At 67.0% G+C, this 25,147-nt stretch carries 22 protein-coding genes; 15 read left to right on the forward strand and 7 right to left on the reverse strand.

The features are described 5' to 3' along the window. The first annotated feature begins 73 nt into the window (after nt 1–73). The 3 genes from purU to ASF77_RS12660 are packed head-to-tail and all read left to right on the forward strand — an operon-like array spanning nt 74 to nt 1,999. Entirely contained in the window at nt 74–943 is an 870-nt protein-coding gene (gene purU / locus ASF77_RS12650; RefSeq protein ID WP_056339621.1) for a formyltetrahydrofolate deformylase, read from the forward strand. A gap of 27 nt (nt 944–970) precedes the next feature. Beyond that, complete coding sequence (locus ASF77_RS12655; RefSeq protein WP_056339624.1) at nt 971–1,513, forward strand: YaeQ family protein; 543 nt, start codon at nt 971–973, stop codon at nt 1,511–1,513. Between the two features lie 27 nt (nt 1,514–1,540). Continuing rightward, a complete protein-coding gene (locus ASF77_RS12660; protein ID WP_056339635.1) occupies nt 1,541–1,999 on the forward strand; it encodes a copper chaperone PCu(A)C in 459 nt (152 codons plus the stop codon). A 161-nt stretch (nt 2,000–2,160) separates the two neighbouring features. Here the strand turns inward: ASF77_RS12660 and ASF77_RS12665 are convergent, their stop codons facing one another. Together ASF77_RS12665 and ASF77_RS12670 are read right to left on the reverse strand one after the other, a co-directional pair. Next, complete coding sequence (locus tag ASF77_RS12665; RefSeq protein ID WP_056340388.1) at nt 2,161–2,943, reverse strand: head GIN domain-containing protein; 783 nt, start codon at nt 2,941–2,943, stop codon at nt 2,161–2,163. 116 nt (nt 2,944–3,059) lie between these two features. Next, on the reverse strand, nt 3,060–3,629 hold the full coding sequence (locus tag ASF77_RS12670; protein ID WP_056339638.1) for an RNA 2'-phosphotransferase: 570 nt from the start codon (nt 3,627–3,629) through the stop codon (nt 3,060–3,062). A gap of 124 nt (nt 3,630–3,753) precedes the next feature. Here ASF77_RS12670 and ASF77_RS12675 point away from each other — a divergent pair, with 124 nt between their 5' ends. From ASF77_RS12675 to ASF77_RS12695, 5 genes are all read left to right on the forward strand, one after another. Further along, nucleotides 3,754–4,227, forward strand: a complete 474-nt coding sequence (locus tag ASF77_RS12675) for a DMT family transporter (protein ID WP_056339641.1) — start codon at nt 3,754–3,756, stop codon at nt 4,225–4,227. A 97-nt stretch (nt 4,228–4,324) separates the two neighbouring features. Continuing rightward, nucleotides 4,325–5,446 (forward strand): type IV pilus twitching motility protein PilT, encoded by a 1,122-nt coding sequence (locus tag ASF77_RS12680; RefSeq protein WP_056339644.1) that lies wholly within the window; start codon nt 4,325–4,327, stop codon nt 5,444–5,446. Between the two features lie 77 nt (nt 5,447–5,523). Next, nucleotides 5,524–6,051, forward strand: coding sequence for a hypothetical protein (locus tag ASF77_RS12685; RefSeq protein ID WP_056339646.1), 528 nt, complete (start codon nt 5,524–5,526; stop codon nt 6,049–6,051). Between the two features lie 124 nt (nt 6,052–6,175). Further along, a complete protein-coding gene (locus tag ASF77_RS12690) occupies nt 6,176–6,688 on the forward strand; it encodes a hypothetical protein (protein WP_056339649.1) in 513 nt (170 codons plus the stop codon). Between the two features lie 38 nt (nt 6,689–6,726). Further along, entirely contained in the window at nt 6,727–7,266 is a 540-nt protein-coding gene (locus ASF77_RS12695) for a hypothetical protein (RefSeq protein ID WP_056339651.1), read from the forward strand. A gap of 15 nt (nt 7,267–7,281) precedes the next feature. Here ASF77_RS12695 and ASF77_RS12700 read toward each other — a convergent pair whose 3' ends face one another. The 4 genes from ASF77_RS12700 to ASF77_RS12715 form a co-directional block, all read right to left on the reverse strand. Next, entirely contained in the window at nt 7,282–8,550 is a 1,269-nt protein-coding gene (locus ASF77_RS12700; RefSeq protein WP_056339654.1) for a cytochrome c, read from the reverse strand. Next, nucleotides 8,547–9,260 (reverse strand): c-type cytochrome, encoded by a 714-nt coding sequence (locus ASF77_RS12705; RefSeq protein WP_056339657.1) that lies wholly within the window; start codon nt 9,258–9,260, stop codon nt 8,547–8,549. The genes ASF77_RS12700 and ASF77_RS12705 overlap by 4 nt, the downstream gene beginning before the upstream one ends. Nucleotides 9,261–9,383: 123 nt before the next feature. After that, nucleotides 9,384–10,022 carry a 3'-5' exonuclease gene (locus tag ASF77_RS12710; RefSeq protein ID WP_229445417.1) on the reverse strand — a complete coding sequence of 213 codons (639 nt, stop codon included), beginning with the start codon at nt 10,020–10,022 and terminating at the stop codon, nt 9,384–9,386. A 2-nt stretch (nt 10,023–10,024) separates the two neighbouring features. Continuing rightward, nucleotides 10,025–10,453, reverse strand: a complete 429-nt coding sequence (locus tag ASF77_RS12715) for a ProQ/FINO family protein (RefSeq protein WP_056340393.1) — start codon at nt 10,451–10,453, stop codon at nt 10,025–10,027. A 761-nt stretch (nt 10,454–11,214) separates the two neighbouring features. Here ASF77_RS12715 and rpoD point away from each other — a divergent pair. The 4 genes from rpoD (at nt 11,215) to ASF77_RS12735 (ending at nt 19,062) form a co-directional block, all read left to right on the forward strand. Then, on the forward strand, nt 11,215–13,923 hold the full coding sequence (gene rpoD, locus ASF77_RS12720; RefSeq protein ID WP_200934170.1) for an RNA polymerase sigma factor RpoD: 2,709 nt from the start codon (nt 11,215–11,217) through the stop codon (nt 13,921–13,923). Nucleotides 13,924–14,168: 245 nt separating this feature from the next. Further along, nucleotides 14,169–14,975, forward strand: coding sequence for a transporter (locus tag ASF77_RS12725; RefSeq protein ID WP_056339660.1), 807 nt, complete (start codon nt 14,169–14,171; stop codon nt 14,973–14,975). 20 nt (nt 14,976–14,995) lie between these two features. Further along, nucleotides 14,996–16,594, forward strand: coding sequence for a methyl-accepting chemotaxis protein (locus ASF77_RS12730; protein ID WP_056339664.1), 1,599 nt, complete (start codon nt 14,996–14,998; stop codon nt 16,592–16,594). A gap of 281 nt (nt 16,595–16,875) precedes the next feature. Next, nucleotides 16,876–19,062, forward strand: a complete 2,187-nt coding sequence (locus ASF77_RS12735) for a family 10 glycosylhydrolase (RefSeq protein WP_162244852.1) — start codon at nt 16,876–16,878, stop codon at nt 19,060–19,062. 108 nt (nt 19,063–19,170) lie between these two features. Here the strand turns inward: ASF77_RS12735 and ppc are convergent, their stop codons facing one another. Next, nucleotides 19,171–22,032: a phosphoenolpyruvate carboxylase gene (ppc, locus tag ASF77_RS12740; RefSeq protein ID WP_082493745.1), complete on the reverse strand. Its 2,862-nt coding sequence runs from the start codon at nt 22,030–22,032 to the stop codon at nt 19,171–19,173. 171 nt (nt 22,033–22,203) lie between these two features. Between ppc and hemC the strand changes: the two genes are divergently transcribed. The 3 genes from hemC to ASF77_RS12755 are packed head-to-tail and all read left to right on the forward strand — an operon-like array spanning nt 22,204 to nt 25,142. Further along, on the forward strand, nt 22,204–23,193 hold the full coding sequence (gene hemC, locus ASF77_RS12745) for a hydroxymethylbilane synthase (RefSeq protein WP_056340399.1): 990 nt from the start codon (nt 22,204–22,206) through the stop codon (nt 23,191–23,193). A 33-nt stretch (nt 23,194–23,226) separates the two neighbouring features. Then, nucleotides 23,227–24,000 carry a uroporphyrinogen-III synthase gene (locus ASF77_RS12750; protein ID WP_056340401.1) on the forward strand — a complete coding sequence of 258 codons (774 nt, stop codon included), beginning with the start codon at nt 23,227–23,229 and terminating at the stop codon, nt 23,998–24,000. Beyond that, complete coding sequence (locus tag ASF77_RS12755) at nt 23,997–25,142, forward strand: uroporphyrinogen-III C-methyltransferase (protein ID WP_056339671.1); 1,146 nt, start codon at nt 23,997–23,999, stop codon at nt 25,140–25,142. The genes ASF77_RS12750 and ASF77_RS12755 overlap by 4 nt, the downstream gene beginning before the upstream one ends. Nucleotides 25,143–25,147 lie beyond the last annotated feature (5 nt).

The following is a 25,147-nucleotide window of genomic DNA, read 5'->3' on the forward strand; positions in this document are numbered from 1 at the left end:
ATGGCTGTTTTGGCAAGCCGTGCGACAATGCCAGAGCCCCCTTCAATCAACCTCGTCGACCAGACCGCCTACCATGACGCATCCGGAATACATCCTGACCCTGTCCTGCCATGACCAGCGCGGCATCGTGCTGCGTGTGGCCGGCTTCCTGGCCGAGCACGGCTGCAACATCATCGATTCGGCCCAGTTCGGCGATCCGGAATCGCAGCTCTTCTTCATGCGCGTGCACTTCGCGCTCGAAGACGCGAATGTACTCGACGCCGACCTGCGCGGCGCCTTTGCCGCCCTGTGCGAAGCCAACGGCATGCGCGGCCAGCTGCACGACGCCCACGCCAAGCCGCGCGTGCTGATCATGGTCTCGAAGATCGGCCACTGCCTGAACGACCTGCTGTTCCGCTACCGCAGCGGGCTGCTGCCGGTCGAGATTCCGGCGATCGTCTCGAACCACATGGAGTTCTACCAGCTCGCGGCAAGTTACAATATCCCGTTTCACCACCTGCCGCTGGCGACCGGCGCGCCGGAAGAGGCCAAGCTGGCGCAGGAAGCGCGCATCATCGAGCTGCTCGACATGCACCGCATCGACCTGGTGGTACTGGCGCGCTACATGCAGATCCTGTCGCCGGGACTGTGCGAAGCCTTGAAGGGCAGGGCGATCAACATCCACCACTCGTTCCTGCCGAGCTTCAAGGGCGCGCGTCCGTATGCGCAGGCCCATACGCGCGGCGTGAAGCTGATCGGCGCCACCTCCCACTTCGTCACGGGCGAACTCGACGAAGGCCCGATCATCGAGCAGGACGTCGAGCGGGTCGACCACGCGATGACGATCGAGGAGCTGACCGCGATCGGCCGCGACGTCGAGTGCGTGGTGCTGGCGCGCGCCGTGAAATGGTTCGTGGAACACCGCATTTTGCAGAACGGCCACCGCACGGTGGTCTTCAAATAATCACAGTCACGGAATAAAGAAGCAGCAATGGCTCTCAAAGCAACGATCTACAAGGCAGACCTCCAGATTGCCGATATGGACCGCAACTATTACGCGGAGCACGGGCTGACCATCGCCCGCCATCCGTCGGAAACCGACGAGCGCGTGATGATCCGCGTGCTCGCCTTCGCCCTGCACGCAAGCGAATCGCTGGCCTTTACCAAGGGCCTGTTCGACACCGACGAGCCCGACCTGTGGCAGAAGGACCTGACCGGCGCGATCGACACCTGGATCGAGGTCGGCCAGCCGGACGAGAAGCGCCTTTTGAAAGCCTGCGGCCGCGCCGAACACGTCTACGTGTACAGCTACAGTGCGACCAGCCACATCTGGTGGAAGGGCATTGCCAACAAGCTCGACCGTACCCGCAATCTCACCGTCATCAACATCCCGGCCGAGACCAGCGTTGCGCTGGAAAAGCTGGCCAAGCGCTCGATGCAGCTGCAATGCACGATCCAGGACGGCCAATTGTGGCTGACCGACAGCATCGATACGGTGCTGGTCGAGCGCGAGATCATCAAGGCCGCGGCCTGAACCCCTCACTTTTCATTTGAGTCCACCATGACCCGTACGCTGTTTGCCCTGCTGGCCGCCGGCCTGTTCTCCACCTCGGCCCTGGCCCAGGTGACCATCACCGAACCCTGGGTGCGCGCCACCGTGCCGAACCAGAAAGCCTCCGGCGCCTTCATGCGGGTGCAGTCGGCCCAGGCCGCGCGCCTGGTCGGCGTCAGCACCCCGGCTGCCGGCCGCGCCGAGCTGCACGAGATGGCGATGGAGAACAACACCATGCGCATGCGCCATGTCGACGCCATCGACCTCCCGGCCGGCAAGCCGGTGCACCTGGCCTCGGGCGGCTACCACGTGATGCTGTTCGACCTGAAGCGCCAGCTGAAGGAAGGCGAGACCGTGCCGGTCACGCTGGTGGTCGAGGATGCGGCGAAGAAGAGCAGCAGCGTGACGGTGGAGGTGCAGGTGAAGCCGCTGACCTATGTGGCGCCGAAGGCTGGCCACGGTCACTGAGCCGTAGGGTGGACGGATTCTCCGTCCACGCGTTGCAAGGTATCCGCAAGCCGAACGCGTTGACGGGAGACCCGTCCACCCTACTGCATGGCGCCGGCGGTTGAACCACCCCGGCATCGAACGTAGGGTGGACGGATTCTCCGTCCACGCGGATAGCCCGATTATTGCGGTGATGCCCCCATGCGCCGCACACCGCCCGAGCCTATCGTCGACTTGCTGATCTGCGGGTCGCCGTAATAATTGACGTCGCCCGAGCCGGCGATCGTGGCGCTCAGTTCGCTGCGCGGCCAGACCGTCGCCTCGCCCGAGCCGGCGATCGTCACGCTGGCGCTGTTCGTCTGCACCCGCCCCAGGTCGACGTCGCCGGAGCCGCCGATCGAGACCGCCAGCTTGCCGACGTTGCCGTGCGCGGCCTGCAGGTCGCCGCTGCCGCCGACCGACACGGCCAGCGTGTCGCTTTCCACGCCCTTCAGCTTGATCGAGCCCGAACCGCCCAGGTCGATGTCGAGCTTGCGCGCGCGCAGGGCATCGGCGTCGATGCTGCCCGAGCCGCCCAGGGCCAGGCGCTCGATCGAACGCGCGGTCACCACGATCCGGATCGATTTCGACGAGGCCTGCAGGTTCAGGTTGCGCTTGGCCGGACGGATCTTCAGGATGCCGCCTTCGACCACGGTTTCGACCAGCGGCAGCAGGTTGTCGTCGGCTTCGATGGTGAGGCCTTCGCTGTTCCCGATGCGCAGTTCGACCTGGCCCGGCAGTCCCAGCGACAGGCCGTTGAAATTGCTGACCTGGCGCACCTGCTTGACGATGCGCCCGCTGCCCTGCACCTGTTCGCCGCCCCAGTTCCAGGGCGCGGCGGCCACCTGGACGGTGGCGGCCAGGCTGGCGGCGATGCAGGCGGCGAGCAGGGTGCGGCGGGCGATGGTGGAGAGCGTCTTGTTCATGATCTTGTCCTCACGGTTGTCGATGGTGAGAATGTAGCGGCGCGTCTGTCGTGCCGCACCCGGAATGCGACAGGCTGCGCGGAAGCGCAACCAGACTGCACGCTTGCACGACGATCCTAAGTTGCGCCGACACCTGCGCCTGTGCTGCGGGAGAGGTAGCGCGGCGGGACGGCCTCCGTCAGCCAGACGCCGTTGTCGGCCAGGTAAAAGACGAATCCGTCCGCCGCCATGGCCGCCGCATCGATGCGCAGCACGACCGGCATGCCGTAGCGCGCGCCGACGCTGGCCGCCGTGGCCTGCTCCTGCGACAGGTGGACATGGTGGCGCGACCCGGCACGCAGGCCCTGGCGTTCGATGGCCGCCACGAAGCGCGTCGCGGTGCCGTGGTACAGGACGGGGGGCGGCGCCAGGGCGCGGTGCGTCAGCTGCACGCCGGCGCTCGAGTGGCCCTGCAGCGCGCGGATGCGCAGGCCGTCGCCGGAGATGGCGAAGCGGCCCTTGTCGTTGGTCTGCACCACTTCGTCGATCAGGGCCCGGTCGAGGCGGCGTCCATCCTCGTTCGCGGCTACGAGCAGCGCGGCGATGTCCGTCCAGCCTTCGCGGTCGAGATCGATGCCGATGGCCTGCGGCTGGTGCCGCAGCACGAAGCTGAGGAACTTGCTGGTCTCGACGATGCGTTTGTTCATGCCGCATGATAGCCGGGAAGCGGGGGCGGCCGCGCCCGCGGGAGGTGCGCGCCATGCAGCCGCGCTCCACTTCCACTACAATCTTGCCCTTTTTGTTTCCGGCTTCACCGGTAAGGAAGTAAGCATGAACGCGGTCTTATTCGCGCTGGCCTTTTGTGTCGGCATCTTCATTTCGGTGCAGGCGGCCGTCAACAGCCAGCTCGCCCATGCCCTGCACGCGAACTCGGTGGTCGCGGCCCTGATCTCGTTTTCGGTCGGCACGGTGGTGCTCGGCATCGCCGCCTTCGCCCGCGGCGGCGTGGGCGAATCGCTGGCGCTGCTCTCCAGCCAGCCGCTGTGGAAGCTGACCGGCGGCATGCTCGGCGCTGCCTTCGTGTTCGGCACCGTGTTCCTGGCGCCGCGCATCGGCCTGCTGAACCTGGTGGTGCTGGTCATTGCCGGGCAGCTCATCATGTCGATGGCGATCGACCATTTCGGCTTGGTGCAGATGGCCGTGCGCAACGTGTCGCCGATCCGCATGGCCGGCGCCCTGGTGGTGATCGCCGGCGTGGCGCTGACCCTGTTCGGCGACCGGATTGTTGCGGCATTGGGACGCTAAATAATTTCTATACAGTAGCTGCAATTTCTAGCGGGCATGGTTCTATAATGATCGACATTGTCTGAACGACACTTCGATTATCAAAGAATACCGCCCGATGGAATTCCACCAGTCCTCGCAAATCCCCACGCTGTCGTATGTCGAAAACGAAGACCACCCGGTCTTCGGCACCCTGGTCGAGCAGATCCTGCACCTGCTGAACTCGCGCCTGGTGTTTTCCGACATCATCATCCACCAGAACAGCCCGCTGATGCTGCGCCAGCCGAAGGGCCTGGTGGCGGTCACCGACTCGCCAATCACGCGCGAGGAACTGGAAGAATTCTTCGAAGTCATCGAGCCGAACTGGGCCGAGCGCATCGCCGACCGCGCCTTCGACCGCTCGATCGACCTGCACACGGCGCGCATCCGCGCCAACTGCTTCACCTTCCAGGGCAAGAAGCGCCTGGGCTGCGTGATCCGCCGCTTCCCGAAGGAGCCGATGCCGCTGGCCGAACTGGGGCTCGACCAAGATGCCCAGGAATTCGCGCGCGCGACCAGTGGCCTGGTGCTCATCATCGGCGACACCTGCCAGGGCAAGTCGACCACGATCGCCTCGATGCTCGACGAGATCAACAAGCGCCGCTCGGGCCACATCATCACCATCGAAGACCCGGTCGAAACCCTGATCCCGCAGCGCAAATGCATCATCACCCAGCGCGAAGTGGGCATCGACGGCGACGTCGAAAGCTACTACCTCGGCGCCCTCGACGCGCTGCGCGAGCGGCCGGACGTGATCGTCATCGGCGAGATCCGCGACGCCCAGACGGCGCAGGAGGCGCTGGCCCTGGCCGAATCTGGCCCGCTGGTGCTCGCGACCCTGCATGCGCGCTCGACCGAGATGGGCCTGCAGAAGATGCTGCGCCTGCTCGGCAACTCCGACGCCCAAGCCCAGGCCCTGGCCCACGCCCTGCGCGGCGTGCTGTGCCAGGCGCTGCTGCCCTCGATCGAGGGCAACCGCTACCACCTGGCCACCGAATGCCTGACCCCGAGCCCGGCCGTGGCGCGCCTGATCGAAGAAGGCGACCTCGGCGCCCTGCGCGAATACATGAACAGCGGGCGCGATCCGGGCTGCCATACGATGAACGCCTCGCTCGAACGCCTGCTCTCGAGCCACAAGATCGGCGTCGAGGATGCACGCGCCGCGACCACCGACCGCGTCGGGTTCGCCGACCTGGTCTGAAGACGGGTTCGGATTGAGACAAGAGAGGTAACGCCATGCGATCACGTACGACACTGACCTCCGCAAGTTGCCTCGCCGTGCTTGCACTGTTTGCACTGCTGGGCGGCTGCGGCTACCAGCGCGGCTACCAGAACACGACCCGGGCGACCCTGCTGCCCATCGGCGAGAGCCAGGTGCAGGGCACTGCCGTGATCGGGTACCAGGACAGCGACCCGGTGTACAACATGAAGGTGTCGCTGAAGAGCCCAAAGAGCGATGCCGTCTACCAGATCCGTTTCTTCGAGTCCGCGGGATGCGAGCCGGAAGCGCTGGCGCAGGCGCCCAGGATCGATGGCAAGTACGAAGGGCCCTCGGGCCGCAGCGACATCTGGTCGTTCGATAAGCAGCCGGTCAGCCTGGCCGGCGGCTTTCTCGGCAAGGCCGAAGGGGAATTCAAGCTCAGGCCCGGCTACTTGCCGGTGCCGACGATCATGGGCTCGATGCGCTTTCCGACGGTCGTGGTGTATGCGGTCGAGGGCGCTGCGGACAGTGCCGCCGCGCCGCTGCGCGCCGTCGCCTGCGGCAAGACGGACACGCATTTCACCAACCACCGGCCGCATACCTGATGCAGCGGGGCTGCGTGCGGCGGCGTTGATTATGCCGCCGTGACAATCCGCGCATTTTCCTGCCAAGCTATCTGGCATCATGCAAATTTCGTTCATGCCAGGTGGATCGATGATGAAGAGTGGATTGACACGGTCGTGCGCCGGCCTGTTCCTGCTGTGCGCCTTCCATGCGGCCCCCGGCATGGCCTGCGCGATCGTGACGCCGGAAGAGGGAGCGCGCAGGCAGCAAGCCCGCATCGACACCAGCAAGGCGGAAGCCCTCGCGCTGCACGAGGAAGCCGACCTGGTTTTCATCGGCAAACTGACGCAGCTGACGCTCGAGCGGGAAACGGTCAAGCAGGGCCCGAACCAGCACCTGGTCAAGAAAACCTACCAGTCCGACTTCGACTTCGTCGACGACATCAAAGGCCGGTACGCCAAAGGCCAGCCGCTCGCGCTCACGCTCGACAACCTCGTGTATGTCGGCTGCGGCCCGCGCGCATTCCGCAACAGCCTGCCGAAAGAGAACGGCGTGGGCGAGGTCTACCTCGTCTACGCACGCGCGGGACAGATCCTGCGCACCAACCACATCCCCGACGACGTCCAGCCGCTGAGCGGACGAGAAGAGGCGCGGCATCTGCGCGCTGCTGCGCGCTAGCTGACGTCGTCTACTCCATCCCGTTGAAAAGGAATCACATGAAGTCGTTCGTCCACGCCGTACTCGGCCTGTCGCTTGCCGCAAGCGCCTCCGCATTCGCCGCCACCGCCGCGCCCGCGCCGCAGGCCGGCGCCGCCAGCCCCGCCCACGTGAAGGCCGTGCAGGATCTGCTGGGGGCCATGCAGGTCGAAAACGTCCTGCGCGGCGTCGCCGCGCGCAGCCGCTATCCGAGCGAGGCGCAGCGCAAGGCCGTGTTCGCCAAGCTCGACAAGACTTCGCCCGCGGAAGTGGCGCGGCGCCTGGCGCCGCCGCTGGCAGGCGTCGTGTCCCCCGACACCGCGGCCGAGATGACGCGCTTCTACGGCACGCCCTACGGCAAGAAGCTCATCCACAGGAAGTACAACAGCGGCGCGCAGGTGATGATGCCGGGCGCGCGTCCGTCTGTCGCGCCGGAAGAGACGAAAGAGCGCAAGCGCGCCGCCTATGTCCTGGCAAGCAAGGAGCTCGCGGCCGCGGAACCGGCGATCGAGCGTGAGGCCTTCAAGCTGCTCCAGCAGATCAACAAGGAACAGCGCTGAGGCCCGCCAGGGCGTCTAGTCCAGCGGCACGCTGCGGTAGCGGTTGACTTCCGGCGCCGACACCGGCCCCGCCGCATTGCCCCAGCTGGCGCGCAGGTAGGTCACCAGGGTGGCCGTCTCGGCGTCGCCCAACACGTGGCCGAAAGGAGGCATGCCGTAGGGGCGCGGGTTGCCCTGGGTGCCGGGCGCGAAGCCGCCGTTGAGCACGACACGGATCGCGTTGACGGGCTCGGCCAGGGTGAGGGCGCGGTTGCCGCCCAGTGCCGGATACGGCCCCTTGCCTTCGCCTTTTTCGCCATGGCAGGCGGCGCAGTGCCGGCCGTACAGTTTCTCTCCCTCGCGCATGGTCTGCGCCGGCGGTGGCGGTGCGGCCGGGGGCGGCGACGCGGACGCCGCCGGCAGGGATTTCAGATACGCGGCCATCGCGCCCAGGTCGTCGGGCGTCAGGTACTGCAAGCTTTGCAGCACCACTTCGGCCATCGGCCCGGTCACGCTGGCGCCCGGCGCCACGCCGCTGCCGAGCAGCTGCACGATGTGCGCTTCGCTCCATTTGCCGAGTCCCGCTTCGCCGCTTGAAGTGAGCGAGGGCGCGTACCAGCCGAGCGTCGGAATCAGGCCGCCGCCAAGCGTGCTGTCGGCGGCGCCGAAACGGTTGCGCGTGCTGTGGCAGGCGGCGCAGTGGCCGAGTCCTTCGACCAGGTAGGCGCCGCGGTTCCAGCGGGCGTCGCGCGACGCGTCGAGCTGCTGCACGCCGGGTTTGAAGTAGAACAGGCGCCAGCCGGCCAGCGTGAGCTGCTGGTTGTAGGGGAAGCGCAGCGCGTGCGGCGCGTTCTGCTGGCGCACCGGGGGCAGGCTGCGCAAGTAGGCGAACAGCGCGTCCGCATCCGGGCGCGTCACCTTCGTATAGTTCGTGTAAGGGAAGGCCGGATACAGCAGGCGGCCGTCCTTCGACTTGCCGTTGTGGAGGGCGCGCCAGAAATCGTCGGCGCTCCAGTTGCCGATGCCGGTCGTCGGTTCGGGCGTGATGTTGGGCGCGACCAGGCGGCCGAAGGGCGTGTCGAGCGCGCGGCCGCCGGCATACGGCACGCCGCCGCGCGCGGTGTGGCAGGCCATGCAATCGCCGGCGCGGGCCAGGTAGGCGCCGCGCGCGAGGTTGGCCTCGGTGGCCGCATGGTCGGCCGGGGAGCGCGAGGCGATGTATTCCTCGCGCGGCCAGGCCAGCGCGATGGCGGCAGCCGCGCCGGCCAGCAGCACGGCCAGAGCGAAGAGCAAACGCCGCTTCATGGCGCGCTCCCGCAGGGCATCGGCAGCGGTGCGCCCAGGCGCGCGGCTGGCCGCGCGCCCGGCGGCGTCGGCTGCGCGGCCAGCCAGGCCGAGAGCGAGGCCACGTCGCCCGGCCCCAGGCGCTCGGCGATGGTCGCCATGCAGTCGGGCGCGTGGGCGCGGCGCACCTTGTTGCGCCAGGCGCCGAACTGGGCGTTGACGTAGTCGCGCGGCAGGTTCAGCAGGCCCGGAATGCCGGGCGCCACGCCGGCCAGCCCCTCGCCGTGGCAGGCGATACAGGCCGGAACCTTCAGGGCCGCGTCGCCGCGTCGCACCAGCTGCTCGCCGCGCGCGAGCACGGCGGCGGAGGCGGTGGGCGCGGCAGGCGCCGGCACGGCTGGATGCTGGTTGGAGAAATAGTCGGCGATTTCGCGCAGGTAGGGATCGGGCAGGTGGGTCACCATCCAGGTCATCATCGGATACTGGCGGCGCCCGTCGCGAAAGTTCACGAGCTGGTTGTACAGGTAGCCGCCCGGCTTGCCGGCGATGCGCGGGAAGTAGACGCCGTTGATGCTGGTGCCCCCGCTATCCTTGGGCGCATGGCAGGCGATGCAGGCGGCGATGCGCTGCTCGAGCGTGTCGGGCACGACCGCGGCTCTTTGCGCGCCGGCGAAGGCGGGCAGGGCGCCCAGGAGTAGTGCTGAAAAACGTAGCGAGGCAGAGAGCGGCATACGGCGTCCAGGTCATCAATGCCAGAATGATAACCCAGCGCGGCCAATGGAGCCCTCATGGCAGCGTTTTCGACGCTGCGCCTTGCCCTGAGGGCTCCATTGACCGCGCTATTAGTTGCTCTATTACGCCGGTGGATTCGCGCGCCAGTGGCGGTACAGCTTCAAGGCCACATGCGCATCGTCCGCCGCATACCGGATCTGCTGTTCCGACAGGCGCGGCAGCGCCCAGTTGGTGGTGGTGATGCGTTTCGACTTTTGCAGACGCTGGCCGAAGAAGCGTGCGACGGCGGTCTTCGCGCCCAGCGTATTGCGTTCGCCGCGGCGGCGCAGGGTGGTCGACAGGTCGACCACGTTCTGCGTCTCGATGCCGAGCTTGCTGCGCAGGCGGCGCAGGTCGTCGCCCAGGCCGAAGCCCACCTTCAGGATGGCGGGCGCTTCCAGCACAGCGCGCAGCACGTCCACGCTGCCCGGATCGGGCCGCGCGCCGATCTGGAACAGGTAGGCGGTGCTGTCGGTGGCCAGCTGCACCAGGTGCGGGCCGGTCGATGCCTCGCCCTTGGCGAAGGTCGGCTTCGATTCGGTGTCGAAACCGACGACGTCGGCGCACGTGAGGGCGGCCAGGGCGGCGGCCGCCTCGGCGTCGGACTTCACGAGGACGACGTCGCCCAGTTCGATGCCGGCATAGGGCGGCAGTTCTTCTTCGTCGGGCTTGTCGCCGATGGGGCCGCGCACGTGATGGCCGTGCACTTCAGAGCCGCTCACATTCAGCCGCGCGAGAACTTCGAGGCGAGCTGCTGCAGCTTTTCCTGGCGCAGGCGCGCCGCTTCGGCTTCGGCGGCGGCGGCTTTCTCGGCCTTCTTGCGATCGGCTTCCTTCTTGAAACGCTGCTGCAGCTGTTCCTTGGCGTGCAGGCGGTGGGTGTCGGTCACTTCCGCGCCGGCCACGCCGTCGAGGTCGTAGCGCACGGTGGCTTTTTCCATCGAGCGCAGGTAGCGCATCGAGCCGGTGTGGATGCCGAGCGCGGCGCGCATGGTCTTGCGATCCAGGTTCGGGACGCGCGCGAGCAGCTGCTTGTCGATGCCGATCGCCAGAGGCAGGCAATCGCGGAAGGCCGGGAATTGCTGCTGCAGCTGCTTGAGCAGGGCGCGGGCCGACGGAGCGGCGGCGCCCGGGGCGGCTGGCGCAGCCGACACGGCTGCGTCGCTTTGTGCGGCGGCATTGCTGTCGGTGGCCGAGGTCTCCGATGCGCTGCTTTCCTGCGCGGTCTGCTGGCTGGGTGCCTCCGTGTTCGGGGTCTTGGCTGGGGAAGGGGTGGTGGCGTCGACGGACTCGGCGGCGGAACTGATGGTATTCATTGACTTCATGGTAATAACAGGAATCCGAAGGATAGCATGCTGGCCCGCACTAGTGCGCTGCCAATCGTGTGACTTCTGCTGGGCAGAAGAGGATGACTGAATGTGATGCCGAACAGGAAGCGTGCCGCGGCGTGCACGCGGGCGCTCGATATCGCGAAATCGTGTATGATCCGCCTCTTGCCTTGCGCACGGCTTGCGTCGGCGCAGACGGACTTGAGGCTTGTTCGTGGACTGAAAAACAACAATATGTGGTTTGCTTATATCGCTTATCCGATATATCAATTATCACCAATTCTTGCCTTAAGGCATAATGTTGCCTGTCCCGTCTCTTCAATCCGACCGAGATAGATGCAAGCCCGTTACCAGCCGACGGGCTTTTTTTCGTTTTGACATGCACACCGCGATTCCAACCACTGCCTCTCGTATTCCTGTTCACCGCGCATCCGGCCTGGCCGCATGCGGCTGCAGGCGAGGCGCTTGATTTGCGGCTTGTCCGCCCTTAGCTAGGGCCCTTCCCGATCCTTTAACCAGGGCCGAACCAGGCCATGGTGACCATTGACCTCGCAGGCGCGCACCCGCCTCGACAGGAGAGTTGCTTTATGAAGAACACCGCCAAGACCCTGACACTGACAGCGAAGAAAGCGCCGGCCAAGAATGCCGCGGCGCAGCTGGCGGTGCCTAAAACCGCGACCTCCTACTTCCTCGAAACGGAAGCGGCGGCCAAGGTGACGGTGGTCAAGACCCGCTCGCGCCTGGCGACCCTGAAGGCCCAGGCCGACGAGATCCTCGCAGCCGGCGCCGCACTGGCCCCTGCCGAAGCGCCGCAAGCGCCTGAGACCGTCGCCGCCGAACCGGTGCAAGCCGCTGTCGCCGACGTCGCCGCGGCCGAGCCGGTCGAAGCCGCCGCCGCACCGGTGGCCGCCGAAGCTGAAGCTGAACCCGACTATGTGCAAGCCGCGCCGAGCGCCCCTGCGCCCGCGCCCGTCATCGTGCGCAAGCGCGGTTCGAAGCTTGCCGCCCTGAAGTCGGCCGACAACGCCGAAACCGCCGTGCCGGTCGCCGCCGCCGCTGTGCCAGCCGCCGCCGCCGATGCCGAAGAACCGCAGGATGCACCGAAGGCTGCCAAGACCCGCGTCGCCCGCCGCGTCGAGCCTGTCGTCAACCCTTCGACCGTGATCCAGACCGCCGGCAGCGCCGTCAGCAAGACCACCGACGCGGCCGCGCTGGCCGCGATCGACACCACCGGCTACCTGCTGCCGCAAGTGAAAGTGCCGGGCCGCCGCGGCCGCAAGCCGAGCGAATTCACGCCCGAGAACGACGAAGTGGCGGCGCTGAACGCCGTCGAGCGCGCCGAACTGAAGGCCGTCTCCAAGGCGCGCGAGCGCAAGGCCAAGGGCATGCCGTCGCTGGGCACCGAACAGGGCTTCTCGGAAGCGGAACTGGAAAAGCGCCGCACCCAGCTGCGCAACCTGATCAACATGGGCAAGGAGCGCGGCTACCTGACCCATGCGGAGATCAACGACCACCTGCCGGAAAACATCATTGATCCGGAAGCGATCGAAGGCATCATCGCGACCTTCAACGACATGGGCATCGCCGTCTACGAGCGCGCCCCTGAAGCCGAAATGATGCTGCTGTCGGACAACGCCGTCACCCCGACCAGCGAAGACGAAGTGGAAGCGGCCGCCGCGACCGCGCTGTCGACCGTCGACTCCGACTTCGGCCGCACGACCGACCCGGTGCGCATGTACATGCGCGAGATGGGCGCCGTGTCGCTGCTGACGCGCGAAGGCGAGATCGAGATCGCCAAGCGCATCGAAGAAGGCCTGAAGGACATGGTGCAGGCGATTTCCGCCTGCCCGACCACGATTTCGGAAATCATCGCGCTGTCGCACAAGATCGCGGCCGACGAAATGAAGATCGACGAAGTCGTCGACGGTTTCGTCGACCATAACGACAACGCGCCGGCGCCTGTCGCGGCCCCAAGCAAGAGCGCCGCCTCGGACGACGAGGAAGAGGAAGAAGAGGAAGTCGAAGAGGAAGAAGACGGCGACGCCGCCGGCGGCGCGGCCGGCTACTCGACCGAGCAGCTGGCGCAGCTGCGCAAGGGCGCGCTGGAAAAGTTCGCCCTCATCGAAGAACAGTTCGACCGCATGGGCCACGCCTTCAAGACCACCGGCTACGGTTCGGCGGCGTATGAGAAGGCGCAGGAAATCATCTCGAACGAGCTGCTGGGCATCCGCTTCACCGCGAAAGTGGTTGAGAAGCTGTGCGACACCCTGCGCCATCAAATGGACGAAGTGCGCGCCATCGAGCGCGCCGTGCTCGACATCTGCGTGAACCGCTGCGGCATGCCGCGCGCCCACTTCATCAAGGTCTTCCCGGGCAACGAGACCGACCTGGCCTGGGGCGACCGCGAAGTCGACTGCGCCTATCCGTACAGCGCCGTGCTGGGCCGTAACCTGCCGGCGATCAAGGAACTGCAGCAGCGCATGATCGACCTGCAGGCGCGCGTGGCGCTGCCGCTGGCCGACCTGCGCAAGATCAACAAGCAGATGGCGGCCGGCGAGAAGCGCGCCCGCACCGCGAAGCGCGAGATGACGGTCGCGAATTTGCGTTTGGTGATCTCTATTGCTAAAAAATATATCAACCGTGGCCTGCAATTCCTGGATCTGATCCAGGAAGGCAATATCGGCCTGCTGAAAGCGGTCGACAAGTTCGAATACCGCCGCGGTTACAAATTCTCGACCTACGCCACCTGGTGGATCCGCCAGGCGATCACGCGTTCGATCGCGGACATGGCCCGCACCATCCGCGTGCCGGTGCACATGATCGAGACGATCAACAAGATGAACCGCATCTCGCGCCAGATCATGCAGGAAACCGGCAGCGAGCCGGATCTGCCGACCCTGGCCGCCAAGATGGAAATGCCGGAGAACAAGGTTCGCGAGATCATGAAGATCGCAAAAGAGCCGATTTCGATGGAAACCCCGATGGGCGAGGACGGCGATTCGCAGCTGGGCGACTTCATCGAGGACAACACCACGCTGGCCCCGCTGGACGCCGCGCTGCACGCCTCGATGCGCAACGTGATCAAGGAAGTGCTGGACTCGCTGACCCCGCGCGAAGCAAAAGTGCTGCGCATGCGCTACGGCGTCGAAATGTCGAACGACCACACGCTGGAAGAAGTGGGCAAGCAGTTCGACGTGACGCGCGAGCGTATCCGCCAGATCGAAGCCAAGGCCATGAGCAAGCTGCGCCAGCCTTCGCGCTCGGACAAGCTCAAGACCTTCCTGCACGACAAATAAGCACGCAACGGCGCCCGCAGCGCCGGCAACAGAAATGCCGTTCAGTCTTTGACTGGACGGCATTTTTTTTCGTCTCTCCGGTTATCTGATTAACATTCGCAACATTTATTGGTCGATTTGTCAGCTGCAAGAAGAAAGGCGTTGACCGAGCAGGGGTATTCGACAGAAGATGCTCAAAGGAAATTCAGTAAAATCGGTTATTCAGTTGGCATGTCAGTAACGGCATCCCACATCAAGGAGATCAGATGTTCCGTTTCACCGCACAGCAGGCGGGTCTGCTCGCTGCCCTGAGTTTCGCGGCGTCCGCTGCTTTCGCCGCCGGGGACGAGGCAATCGCCACCGACCGTCCCGATTTCGTCGAATCGAGCAATGTCGTCGGGCGCAGCCGCATCCAGGTCGAGACCAGCGCGCTGCTCGAACGCGACGGCAGTGGCAGCGGCGGTGCGCGCAGCCGCGTGCTGTCGATGCCGACCCTGCTGCGCATCGGCGCTGGCGACGCCTTCGAACTGCGCGTCGAGACTGATGGCCGCGGGATCGCCCATGCGCGCGACGCGAGCGGGCAGCGCAGCACGCAGGCGGCGTGGAACGACACCGCCGTCGGTCTCAAATGGCATGCGGCCGATGGCGGCGGCGTCGCGCCCTCGGTCGGCGTGCTGCTGCATGCGGATCTGGCGAGCGGCTCGCAAGCGGTGCGCGGGCAGGGGGTGCGTCCCTCGCTGCGCGTAGTCGGCGAATGGGAATTCGATGGCGGTTATTCGCTCGGCGTGATGCCCGGCGTCGGTGTCGAGCGTAACGAGGATGGGCGCCGTTATCGCTACGGCATCCTCGGCCTGGTGGTGGGCAAGGAGCTGGGCGAGAACCTGCGCGGCTTCGCCGAGCTCGCCCTGCCGAAGATCGCGCGCGTTCGCGACGGCGGTACCGAAGCCACCCTCGACGTGGGCGTGGCCTGGCTGCTGTCGGACAGCGTACAGCTCGACACCATGCTGGCGCGCGGCCTGAACCGCCGCACGCCCGACCTGGCCTGGACGATCGGCCTGTCCTTCAAATACTGACTGCGCCTCGCGACGACACCATGAAACTCACCATCAAGACCCGCCTGCGCCTGTCCAACCTTGCCACCTTGCTGTTCGTCGGCATCGTCGGCCTGATCGGTTACCAGGCCGTTCATGCGCTCGACACGTCGATGGACGCGATCGCGACCAATGGCGAAGCCATCAAGGATCAACTGCAGGCCGACCAGATGCACGACGCGCTGCGCGCCGATGTGCTCGCCGCGCTGCTGGCGGGGCCCGGCCAGCACGAGGATGTTGCGAAAGACGCCGCCAGCCACACGGAACGGTTCCGCCACCTGCTCGATGAAATGCAAGCGCATGGCAACGAGGGCCCGCTGAAGACGGCGATGGCCAGGGTACGCCCGGATGCCGAAGCCTACCTCGAGCGCGCCAACGCGGTCGTGGCGCTGGCGGCCAAGGATCAGGCAGCGGCTCAGGCCGCCATGCCCGAGTTCATGAATCGCTTCCGCGCGCTCGAAAAGAGCATGGGCGAATTGAGCGAACTGATCGAACAGGACTCGCTTGCCGCGCGCGAGCGCGGTGATGCCGTCGTCGTCCAGTCCAGCGGACGCATCGCCGGCGTGGCCCTGCTGGCGATGCTCGTCACGCTGATTGGCGGCCTGTTCATGGCGCGCTCGATCATCCGTCCGCTCGACGCCGCCGTGCGCGCGGCCGACACCATCGCCGCGGGCAAACTGGGCGTTGACATCGTTGCCGACGAAGCCGACCGCACCGAGACCGGACGCCTGACGAGCTCGCTGGCCCGGATGCGCGCCAGCCTCCACCGGATCGTCGGCGAAGTGCGGGATGGCAGCGAGTCGATCGCCACCGCTTCCGGCCAGATCGCCGCCGGCAACAGCGACCTGTCGCAGCGTACCGAGTTACAGGCAGGCTCGCTGGAAGAAACCGCCTCGTCGATGGAAGAGCTGACAGCGACCGTGCGCCAGAACGCCGAGAACGCGCGCCAGGCAAGCACGCTGGCGATGGCGGCCAGCGAAGTCGCCGGACGCGGCGGCGAGGTGGTGGCGCAGGTGGTCGGTACCATGGGCGCGATCGACGCTTCGTCGCGCCGCATCGGGGACATCATCGGCACGATCGAAGGCATCGCTTTCCAGACCAATATTCTGGCGCTCAATGCCGCCGTCGAGGCCGCGCGTGCGGGCGAGCAGGGCCGTGGCTTTGCCGTCGTCGCCTCCGAAGTGCGGGCGCTGGCCCAGCGTTCAGACATCGCGGCCAAGGAAATCCGCCAGCTCGTCGCGTCCTCGGCCATTACCGTGGAAGAGGGCGGGCGCCTCGTGCAGCAAGCAGGCGCGACGATGGATGAGGTGGTGGCCAGCGTGCGCCGCGTGACCGACATCGTGAACGAGATCAGCGCCGCCGGCGTCGAGCAGGATGCCGGCATTGCCCAGATCAACATGGCAATCGTCGAAATCGACGGCGCCACCCAGCAAAACGCAGCGCTCGTGGAAGAAGCTGCCGCTGCAGCAGCCGCCCTCGAAAGCCAGACCGACCGCTTGTCGGAACTGGTCGGCGTGTTCGACCTGGGCGATGGACGCGCCGTGACGGCGCGCTCCGGCACGCGGGCGGGGCCGGCCCGCCTCCAGCTCGCCGCTGCCTGAGCAGGACTGCCTTACCGGAAGATGCCAACCGCGCGGCGCCGCATGGGCCCGCGCGGCGTCGGCGTGAACCGGCGCATGCGCAGCCTGCGCGCTCCTCATGATTTCAAGTTATGCGACACGCACCCAATTTCATCGGCGAGCGTGATTTGCCGCGCCTGATCTGCGCGTAAGCTGTTGAGCGGATGGCAACACCCGGCGCGAGGAGAGGCGCCGCGGAGCCACCGGCGTGCACGTCGGCTACCGGCGCGGCCCGTCCACTCAACCTCGCAAAAAACGACAACATGAAAAAACTTTTGCTTGCCGCCGCAGCGGGTCTGCTGGCGGCGTCCCTGGCGCATGCCGACACCGATGCCCCGACCCCGAAGCACGAGCTGCGCGGCGTCTGGATCAGCACCCACCTGAGCCTGGATTGGCCGAACCGCACCCAGACGCCGGCGCAGCAGCGCGCCGCGCTCACCGCGATCCTCGACCATAACGTCGCCACCGGCATGAACGCGGCCTTCCTGCAGGTGCGCAGCCAGTCCGACGCCATGTACCCGAGCGACCTGGAACCCTGGTCTTATTACCTGACCAACAGCCAGGGCAGCGCCCCGGCTCCGAGCTGGGATCCGCTCCAGTTCGCGATCGACGAATCGCGCAAGCGCGGCCTCGAATTCCACGCCTGGATCAATCCCTACCGCGCGGTGGCCAACACCGCCACCGAGAACACGCCCGGCCAGTATGCGGCCAGCCACGTCTCGCGCACCCATCCGGAATGGATGCTCACCTTCGGCACGGTCAGGATCCTGAACCCGGGCCTGGCCGCCGTGCGCGAGCACGTCACCACCGTGATCATGGACATCGTCAACCGCTACGATGTCGACGGCATCCATTTCGACGATTATTTCTATCCCAGCGGGACGATCAACGACGACGCGGCCTATGCCGCCGATCCGCGCGGCTTTCCCGCCACCGCGGCCGGCCGCGCCGACTGGCGCCGCGATAACATCAACCTCCTGATCGCGGGCGTCAACGAGCGCATCCGGGTTGCGAAGCCCTGGGTCAAGTTCGGCGTTTCGCCCTCGGGGATCTACCGCAGCAGCACCGATCCGGCCGTCGGCTCGCCCACCTCCGCCGGCGCCTCGCAGCACTATGTGACCAACTTCGCCGATACCCGCACCTGGCTGCGCGAGGGCTGGGTCGACTACCTGGCGCCCCAGGTCTACTGGTACATCGGACAGACGGGTTCCGACTACAAGCTGCTGGTGCCTTGGTGGAACGAGAACGCTTTCGGGCGCCACATGTACATCGGCATCGCCGACTACAAGATGAACACCGCCGGCTGGACGGATCCGAAACAGGTCGCCAACCAGATCGCGCTGAACCGCTCGCAAACCCACATCGCCGGCCAGATCCACTTCCGCCACGCCTTCCTGGCCGCCAATCCGCTGGGCTACCGCACCGACCTGCAACAGAATGTCTACAACCGCCCGGCCCTGATACCGCCAATGCCGTGGAAGGGCGCCACGGCGCCGCCGGCCCCTGCGAGCCTGGCCGCCAGCGCGGGCGAGAACGCCGTCGTGCTGGGCTGGGCCGCGGCAGGCGAGGCGCGCGACGAGCTGGAGAAAGTGCGCCAGTTCGCAATCTACCGTGCGCCGGAACGCGCGATCGACCTCGCGGCGGGGCAGAACCTGATCGGCATCACCCACGGCACGGCGAACGCCTTTGCCGATACGGAAGCCGAACCGGGAAAATATTATTACTACACGGTGACGGCGCTGAACCGCCTGAGCACCGAGAGCGCGCCATCGAACGTGGTCAGCAACGACTTCGAGGCGCCGACCGTACGCACACGCGACGCCTCCGTCACGCTGGCCGATGGCGCGGCCAGCCTCGAGCCGGTCGACCTCGATGGCGGGACAAGCGACAACTGGGGCATCGAATCGCTGTCGGCCTCGCAGACAAGCTTCAGCTGCAGCGATATCGGCACGCGCAAGGTCGTGCTGACGGCCGTCGACAAGGCGGGCCTGAGCGCGGCGGCCGAGGCGACGGTGAACGTGCTGGGCCGCGTGCCGCAGCCGGCGATCGCGATCAGCCGGGGTGACGCCACGCCGACGAATGCCGCTGCCGACGCCATCGTGCTCGGCTACGGCGCGCAGAGCCTGACCCTCACCGCCAGCGATGCCGCCAGCGGAACCCGCTTTGCCTGGACGCCGGCGCCGGGCCTGTCCGCGAACGGCGCCACGGCCAGCTTCACGCCGACCGCCGCCGGCAGCTACACCTTCACGGCCCAGGCCTTCAGCGAGAACGGTTGCCCGGCCGTTGCCAGCGTGACGGTGGCGGTGACGGACGCCCGCTGCGGCGAGGGCAAGGTGGCGGTGTGCCACAAGCCGGGCAAGGGTAATGGCAATGACGGCGCCATCTGCGTGGCGCCGAGCGCGGTGCAGGCGTTCATCCGCAAAGGGGAAACGCTGGGCAGCTGTTCGTAGGGTGGTCGAGGCCAATGGCCTCACGGCTTCACCGGTCGGCCAAGCCCCGTTGCGCGCAACCGGGAAGCGGGCGGGGGAATCGCCGTGGAAGCGATTCCCCCGCCCGGGTCAGCCAGTGTTGCGCAGGCCCGCCGCGACCCCGTTGATCGACAGGTGAATGCCGCGGTGGACGCGCGGATCCATCTCGCCGCCGTCGCTGCCTTCCTTCACCTTGCGCGACATCGCGCGGTGGCGGTGGATCAGCTCGACCTGCAGGTGGTTCAGCGGGTCGAGATAGGCGAAGCGGTTCTGGATCGAGCGCGCCAGCAGCGGGTTCGCGGCCAGGCGCTCCTTCGCCCCGGTGACCGCTTCCAGCTGGCGCAGGGTCTCGCCATGCTCGCCCGCGATGCGCTTGAAGATGCGCTCGCGCAGCGCGACGTCCGGCACCAGCCCCGCATAGCGCGAGGCGATGGCCAGATCGGTCTTGGCCAGCACCATGTCCATGTTCGAGAGCAGGGTGGCGAAGAAGGGCCACTCGCGGAACATCTCCTGCAGGGTGGCCAGGCGCTCGCCGCCGCTGTCTTCCTTCAACCACGTCGACACCGCCGAGCCGAAGCCGTACCAGCCCGGCAGCAGCAGGCGGCACTGGCCCCAGGAGAAGCCCCAGGGAATGGCGCGCAGGTCTTCGATGCGGCGCGTCGACTTGCGCGAGGCCGGGCGCGAACCGAGGTTCAGTTCCGCGATCTCGGCGATCGGCGTGGCGGCGAAGAAGTAGTCGGTGAAGCCCGGCGTCTCGTAGACCAGGTCGCGGTAGGCCCCGTAGGCCAGCTGCGAGAGTTCGGCCATCACCGACTCGTACACGGCCAGGCGCTCGGCCTTCGCGCCCTCGAGCTCGTGCGGCATCAGGCTCGCTTCCAGCGTGGCCGCGACCAGCAGTTCCAGGTTGCGGCGGCCGATTTCCGGGTTCGAGAACTTCGAGGCGATGATCTCGCCCTGTTCGGTCAGGCGGATCTGGCCGTTGACGGTGCCCGGCGGCTGCGCCAGGATCGCCTGGTAGCTCGGGCCGCCGCCGCGCCCGACGGTGCCGCCGCGGCCGTGGAACAGGCGCAGCTTGACGCCGGCGCGCTCGAACACCTCGACCAGCTTCAGCTCGGTCTGGTACAGCTCCCAGTTCGAGGTGAGGAAACCGCCATCCTTGTTCGAGTCGGAGTAACCCAGCATGACTTCCTGCAGGCGGCCCTGGTTGTGGACGATGCGCGTCACGGGCGCCAGGCCCATCCAGGCTTCCATGATGGCGCCGGCGCGCTGCAGGTCGGGGATGGTCTCGAACAGCGGGATCACCATCACGTCCGAGACCCCGGCATGTGGCCGCACCAGGCCCGCTTCCTTCAGCAGCAGCAGCACTTCGAGCAGGTCGGAGACGGCTTCGGTGTGCGAGATGATGTAGTTGCGGATCGCGCGCGCGCCGTAGCGCTGGCGGATCTCGCGCGCGGCACGTACGATGGCGAGCTCCGATTGGGTCTCGTCGGTATAGCTCTCGAAGGGCGAATACAGGAGACGCGGCTGGGCGATCTCGCCCAGCAGGAGTCTGACTTTTTCGTCTTCGGACAGGGCCGCGTAGTCGGCTTCGACCTGGGCTTTTTCGAACAGCTCGGCCAGCACGCGCTCGTGCACGTCCGACGTCTGGCGCATGTCGAGCGAGGCAAGATGGAAACCGAAGATGTGCGCGGCGCGCATCAAGCCGGCCAGGCGCGGCACCACCAGCATGGCGCCGTGGTTCAGCTTCAGCGACTCGGCCAATATGTTGAGATCCGCCGCGAATTCGGCCGCGTCCGCGTAGGGTTCGGCGTGGCCGACTTCCTTGCGCAGGATGTTGGTCGCGCCGAGTTCGCGCGCCGTGCTGGCCAGGCGGGCGTACATGCCGATCAGGGCGCGCCGGTAGGGCTCGTCGGCGCGGTGGTCGGACTGGTCGGTGGAGCGGTCGGCCAGCGCCTGCATGGCGGGCGTGACGTCGACCATCAGGGTCGAGGTCGACAGTTCGGCGCCGAGCGCGTGCACCTCGTCGAGATAGAAGTCGAGGATGGTGGTCGCGTGGCGCATCGTCGCGTGGCGCATGGTGGCGGCGTTCACGTTCGGGTTGCCGTCGCGGTCGCCGCCGATCCAGCTGCCCATCTGCACATAGGCGGCGTCGCCCAGTTGCGGCGGGCTGCCGTGGTACTGCATGCCGATCTCGTCCTCGATGTCGTCGTAGAGCGAGGGTAGCTCGCGCAGGAAGGTGATGCGGTAGTAGGAGAGGGCGTTCTCGATCTCGTCTGCCACCGTCAGCTTCGTGTAGCGCAGCATGCGCGTCTGCCACAGGGTGGCGATGCGGGCTTGTAAAAGCTGCAGGTTGCGGACTTGCTCTTTCGGTGTCAACGGCAGGTCGCGCTCGGCCAGCAGGCGCGCGATGTCGTGCTCGGCGTCGAGGATGGATTTGCGCTGCACTTCGGTCGGGTGGGCCGTGAGTACCGGCGCGATCAGGGCATTGCGCAGGAAAGTCTCGACCGTCTGCTGGTCGACCCCGGCGCCGCGCAGTTTGCCGAGCGCGTGGCCGACGCTGCCTTCGCGCGGACGGGAACCGGCCAGCAGGTGGGCGCGGCGGCGGCGGTTGTGGTGCTGGTCTTCGGCGATGTTGGCCAGGTGCGAGAAATAGGAAAAGGCCCGCACCACGGAGATGGTCTGGTTGCGCGTGAGCCGGTGCAGCAGCGTGGTCAGCTCTTCGCCGGCTTCCGGGTCTGCGTCGCGGCGGAAGCGCACGGCGGTCTGGCGGATGGTTTCGACGACGTCGAACACGGCGTCGCCTTCCTGGTCGCGCAGCACGTCGCCGAGCAGGCGGCCGAGCAGGCGGATGTCTTCCTTCAGCGGGGCGTCCTTGTCGGCGCCGGGGTTCGCGCTGTTGTTTGCGCTCTTGTTCGCGCTGTCGTTCATTTCGGGTGCAACGTGTTTATCCATGTCGGCCACTGTTTTCTATTGTCAGGTACACCAAGTAGGGCATGGTCATCGACCATGTTCTAGGGGGAGGCCGCATGCTAAAATTTGTGATCTTATGCAAGAGGCGTTACTGGCACTGGGCCCGGTCGGCGCAACGACAGTGAAAGAATCCGTTTTGAAAGCAAGGACATGATGCAGCAGCGATCGGAGCAATCCGCCGGAAGCCGTCTTCCAGCGCAACTGGTGATCGCCTCGCGCGAGAGCCGCCTGGCCATGTGGCAGGCCGAACACGTGCGCGATCGTCTCGCCGCATTATATCCAGATTGTCAAATCAGCATTCTCGGCATGACGACGCGTGGCGACCAGATCCTCGACCGCACGCTGTCCAAGGTCGGCGGCAAGGGTCTGTTCGTGAAGGAACTCGAAGTCGCGATGGCCGAAGGCCGCGCCGACCTGGCCGTGCATTCGCTGAAAGACGTGCCGATGGATCTGCCGGAAGGCTTCGCCCTGGCCGCCGTGCTCGAACGCGAAGACCCGCGCGACGCCTTTGTCTCGAACGACTATGCCAGCCTCGACGCGTTGCCGCCGGGCGCCGTGGTCGGCACCAGCAGCCTGCGCCGCCAGGCCCTGGTTGCGGCGCGCTACCCGCATCTGGTGATCAAGCCGCTGCGCGGCAACCTCGACACCCGTCTCGGCAAACTCGACCGCGGCGAGTACGCGGCCATCATCCTGGCCGCCGCCGGCTTGATCCGCCTCGGCCTGCCGCAGCGCATCCGCAGCGTGCTCGATCCGAGCCTGAGCCTGCCGGCCGCCGGCCAGGGCGCGATGGCGATCGAAGTGGCGAGCGGCGCGCGTTCCGATGGCGTCGACCTGCAGGCCGTGCTGGCGCCGCTGAACCATGCGGACACGCTGCACGCCGTGCTGGCCGAGCGCAAGGTCTCGAAGATCTTTGGGGGCAGCTGCCAGATCCCGCTGGCCGCGCACGCGACTATCGACGGCGAACGCATGCACCTGCGCGCGATGGTCGCCACGCCCGACGGCACGCGCAGCGCCTTTGCCGAACTGGACGGCCCGGCCGACCAGCCCGAGCTGCTGGGCGAGCAGGTTTCCAGTCTGCTGGAACAGCAGGACGCGCAGGCGATCCTGGCCGTCTGCCGCCAGGACGCCGCGGCCGATGCGTGAGCCCGGTCGGCCTTGATGGCGATGTCGAGCGCGATGTCTGACAAACCGGCGGTCGTCATCACCCGTCCCCTGGCCCAGGCCGCGAGCCTGGCGCAGGCCGTGGCCGCGATCGGGCGCAGGCCGGTCGTGCTGCCGCTGCTGGAGATCGCGCCGCTGGCCGACCAATCGCAACTGGCGGCGGTGCTCGCCGATCTCGAGGATTTCGCGCTGGTCGCCTTCGTCTCGCCGAACGCGATCGACGCCGCCTTTGCCCACATCGCCGCCTGGCCGCGCGGGGTGGCGCTGGCGGTGCTGGGCGAGGGCAGCCGCGCCGCGCTGAAAAAGCACGGGCTCGATGCGGACAATGCCACCATCCTCGGCCCGCTCGACCCGACGCGCAGCGACTCGGAGAATTTGCTGGCCTCGCTCGACCTGGCCGCGTTGGCGGGGAAGCAGGTGCTGATCGTGCGCGGCGAGTCCGGGCGCGAGCTGATGGCCGACGGTTTCCGCGCCGCCGGCGCCGAGGTCAGCGTGGTGGCGGCTTACCGCCGCAGCGTGCCAAGCCTCACACCGGAACTGGCCGCGACGCTGCGCGCCTTGCTGGACACGCCGAACGACTGGATAATCACGAGCTCGGAAGCGCTGCGGGGGCTATTTTCCCTGCTGCGCGCGCTGGGCGAGACCCAGTTGAAGCAGATGCAACAGCAGCACGTCATCGTGCCGCACGCCCGGATTGCCGCCACCGCGCAGGCACTCGGGCTGGCGCGGGTGACGCTTACCGGCTCGGGCGACGAGCGTTTGCTTGCCGCGATACAATCTCAAAAATGAACGAACTGCCGAATCATCCAGAGCTGCCATCGACGCAGCCGCCCGCCGCAGCCCCTGCGCCGGCACCCGAATCGTATCGTCCGCGTGCACCCGAACGCCGGGCCGGCCCGCCGCTGTCCGAGCAGCTGATGCGTCCGCTGCCGCTGGCCGTGCTGGCGCTGGGCGTGTTGCTGGCGGCGCAGACCTGGTCGAGCCACAGCCGCATCAACACGCTGCGCCATGAAATGGCGCGCAGCTTGCAAAAAGGCAACGAGACCGCAGCCGAGACCGCCTCGCTCGCGCGCGACATCGCCGAGCAGTCCAAAGCCCTGCAGCTGAAAGTGGGCGTGCTCGAGAGCCGCCAGCTGGAAAACCAGAGCCAGCAACTGGCGCTGGAACAGCTGTATTCGGATCTGTCGAAGAGCCGCGACGAATGGGCGCTGTCGGAAGTGGAGCAGGTGCTGTCGACCGCCAGCCAGCAATTGCAACTGGCCGGCAACGTGCAGGGCGCCCTGATCGCGCTGCAGAACGCCGACCGTTCGCTGGCGCGTTCGGACAAGCCGCAATTCATCATCGTGCGCCGCGCGATCGCGTCCGACCTGGAGAAACTGAAGGCCACCCCGGCCGTCGACCTGGCCGGCGTGGCCCTGCGCCTGGACAGCGTCATCGCCCAGGTCGACACGCTGCCGCTGCTGTCGGACGAGAAGCCGCTGCTGCCGGCGGCGCCCGTGCGCACCCAGCGCGCCCAGCAGGGCAGCACGGCCGCGCCGGCCGCGCCGCTCGGCATCGGCGAACGCATGCTGGCCACCTGGCGCAACTGGAGCGAAGAGATGTGGGACGACGTGCGCCAGCTGATCCGGGTGCGCAGCGTCAACACGCCAGAAGCCCTGATGCTCTCGCCCGACCAGAATTATTTCGTGCGCGAAAATCTCAAGCTGCGCCTGCTGAACGCCCGCCTGGCCCTGCTCTCGCGCGACGAGACGACCTTCGCCGGCGACCTGGCCGCCGCCCAGGACACGCTGGCCAAGTATTTCGACACGCGCGCCCGCACGACGCAGCAAGCCCAGTCGGCGCTGCGCCAGGTGCAGGCGAACAATCTCGCGATCGAGATGCCGACGCTGGCCGACAGCCTGAACGCCGTGCGCAACTACAAGAAGCCTTAACAGTT

Source organism: Massilia sp. Leaf139 (assembly GCF_001424165.1).
GTDB lineage: Bacteria > Pseudomonadota > Gammaproteobacteria > Burkholderiales > Burkholderiaceae_D > Telluria.

Coding starts and splice junctions, on each gene's coding strand:
- ASF77_RS12735 (WP_162244852.1), top strand. CDS start 16,876: ATGAAAAAACTTTTGCTTGCCGCCGCAGCGGGTCTGCTGGCGGCGTCC.
- ASF77_RS12695 (WP_056339651.1), top strand. CDS start 6,727: ATGAAGTCGTTCGTCCACGCCGTACTCGGCCTGTCGCTTGCCGCAAGC.
- ASF77_RS12655 (WP_056339624.1), top strand. CDS start 971: ATGGCTCTCAAAGCAACGATCTACAAGGCAGACCTCCAGATTGCCGAT.
- ASF77_RS12660 (WP_056339635.1), top strand. CDS start 1,541: ATGACCCGTACGCTGTTTGCCCTGCTGGCCGCCGGCCTGTTCTCCACC.
- ASF77_RS12750 (WP_056340401.1), top strand. CDS start 23,227: ATGTCTGACAAACCGGCGGTCGTCATCACCCGTCCCCTGGCCCAGGCC.
- ASF77_RS12680 (WP_056339644.1), top strand. CDS start 4,325: ATGGAATTCCACCAGTCCTCGCAAATCCCCACGCTGTCGTATGTCGAA.
- hemC (WP_056340399.1), top strand. CDS start 22,204: ATGCAGCAGCGATCGGAGCAATCCGCCGGAAGCCGTCTTCCAGCGCAA.
- ppc (WP_082493745.1), bottom strand. CDS start 22,032: ATGGATAAACACGTTGCACCCGAAATGAACGACAGCGCGAACAAGAGC.
- ASF77_RS12755 (WP_056339671.1), top strand. CDS start 23,997: ATGAACGAACTGCCGAATCATCCAGAGCTGCCATCGACGCAGCCGCCC.
- ASF77_RS12705 (WP_056339657.1), bottom strand. CDS start 9,260: ATGCCGCTCTCTGCCTCGCTACGTTTTTCAGCACTACTCCTGGGCGCC.
- ASF77_RS12730 (WP_056339664.1), top strand. CDS start 14,996: ATGAAACTCACCATCAAGACCCGCCTGCGCCTGTCCAACCTTGCCACC.
- ASF77_RS12725 (WP_056339660.1), top strand. CDS start 14,169: ATGTTCCGTTTCACCGCACAGCAGGCGGGTCTGCTCGCTGCCCTGAGT.
- purU (WP_056339621.1), top strand. CDS start 74: ATGACGCATCCGGAATACATCCTGACCCTGTCCTGCCATGACCAGCGC.
- ASF77_RS12675 (WP_056339641.1), top strand. CDS start 3,754: ATGAACGCGGTCTTATTCGCGCTGGCCTTTTGTGTCGGCATCTTCATT.
- ASF77_RS12700 (WP_056339654.1), bottom strand. CDS start 8,550: ATGAAGCGGCGTTTGCTCTTCGCTCTGGCCGTGCTGCTGGCCGGCGCG.
- rpoD (WP_200934170.1), top strand. CDS start 11,215: ATGAAGAACACCGCCAAGACCCTGACACTGACAGCGAAGAAAGCGCCG.
- ASF77_RS12670 (WP_056339638.1), bottom strand. CDS start 3,629: ATGAACAAACGCATCGTCGAGACCAGCAAGTTCCTCAGCTTCGTGCTG.
- ASF77_RS12665 (WP_056340388.1), bottom strand. CDS start 2,943: ATGAACAAGACGCTCTCCACCATCGCCCGCCGCACCCTGCTCGCCGCC.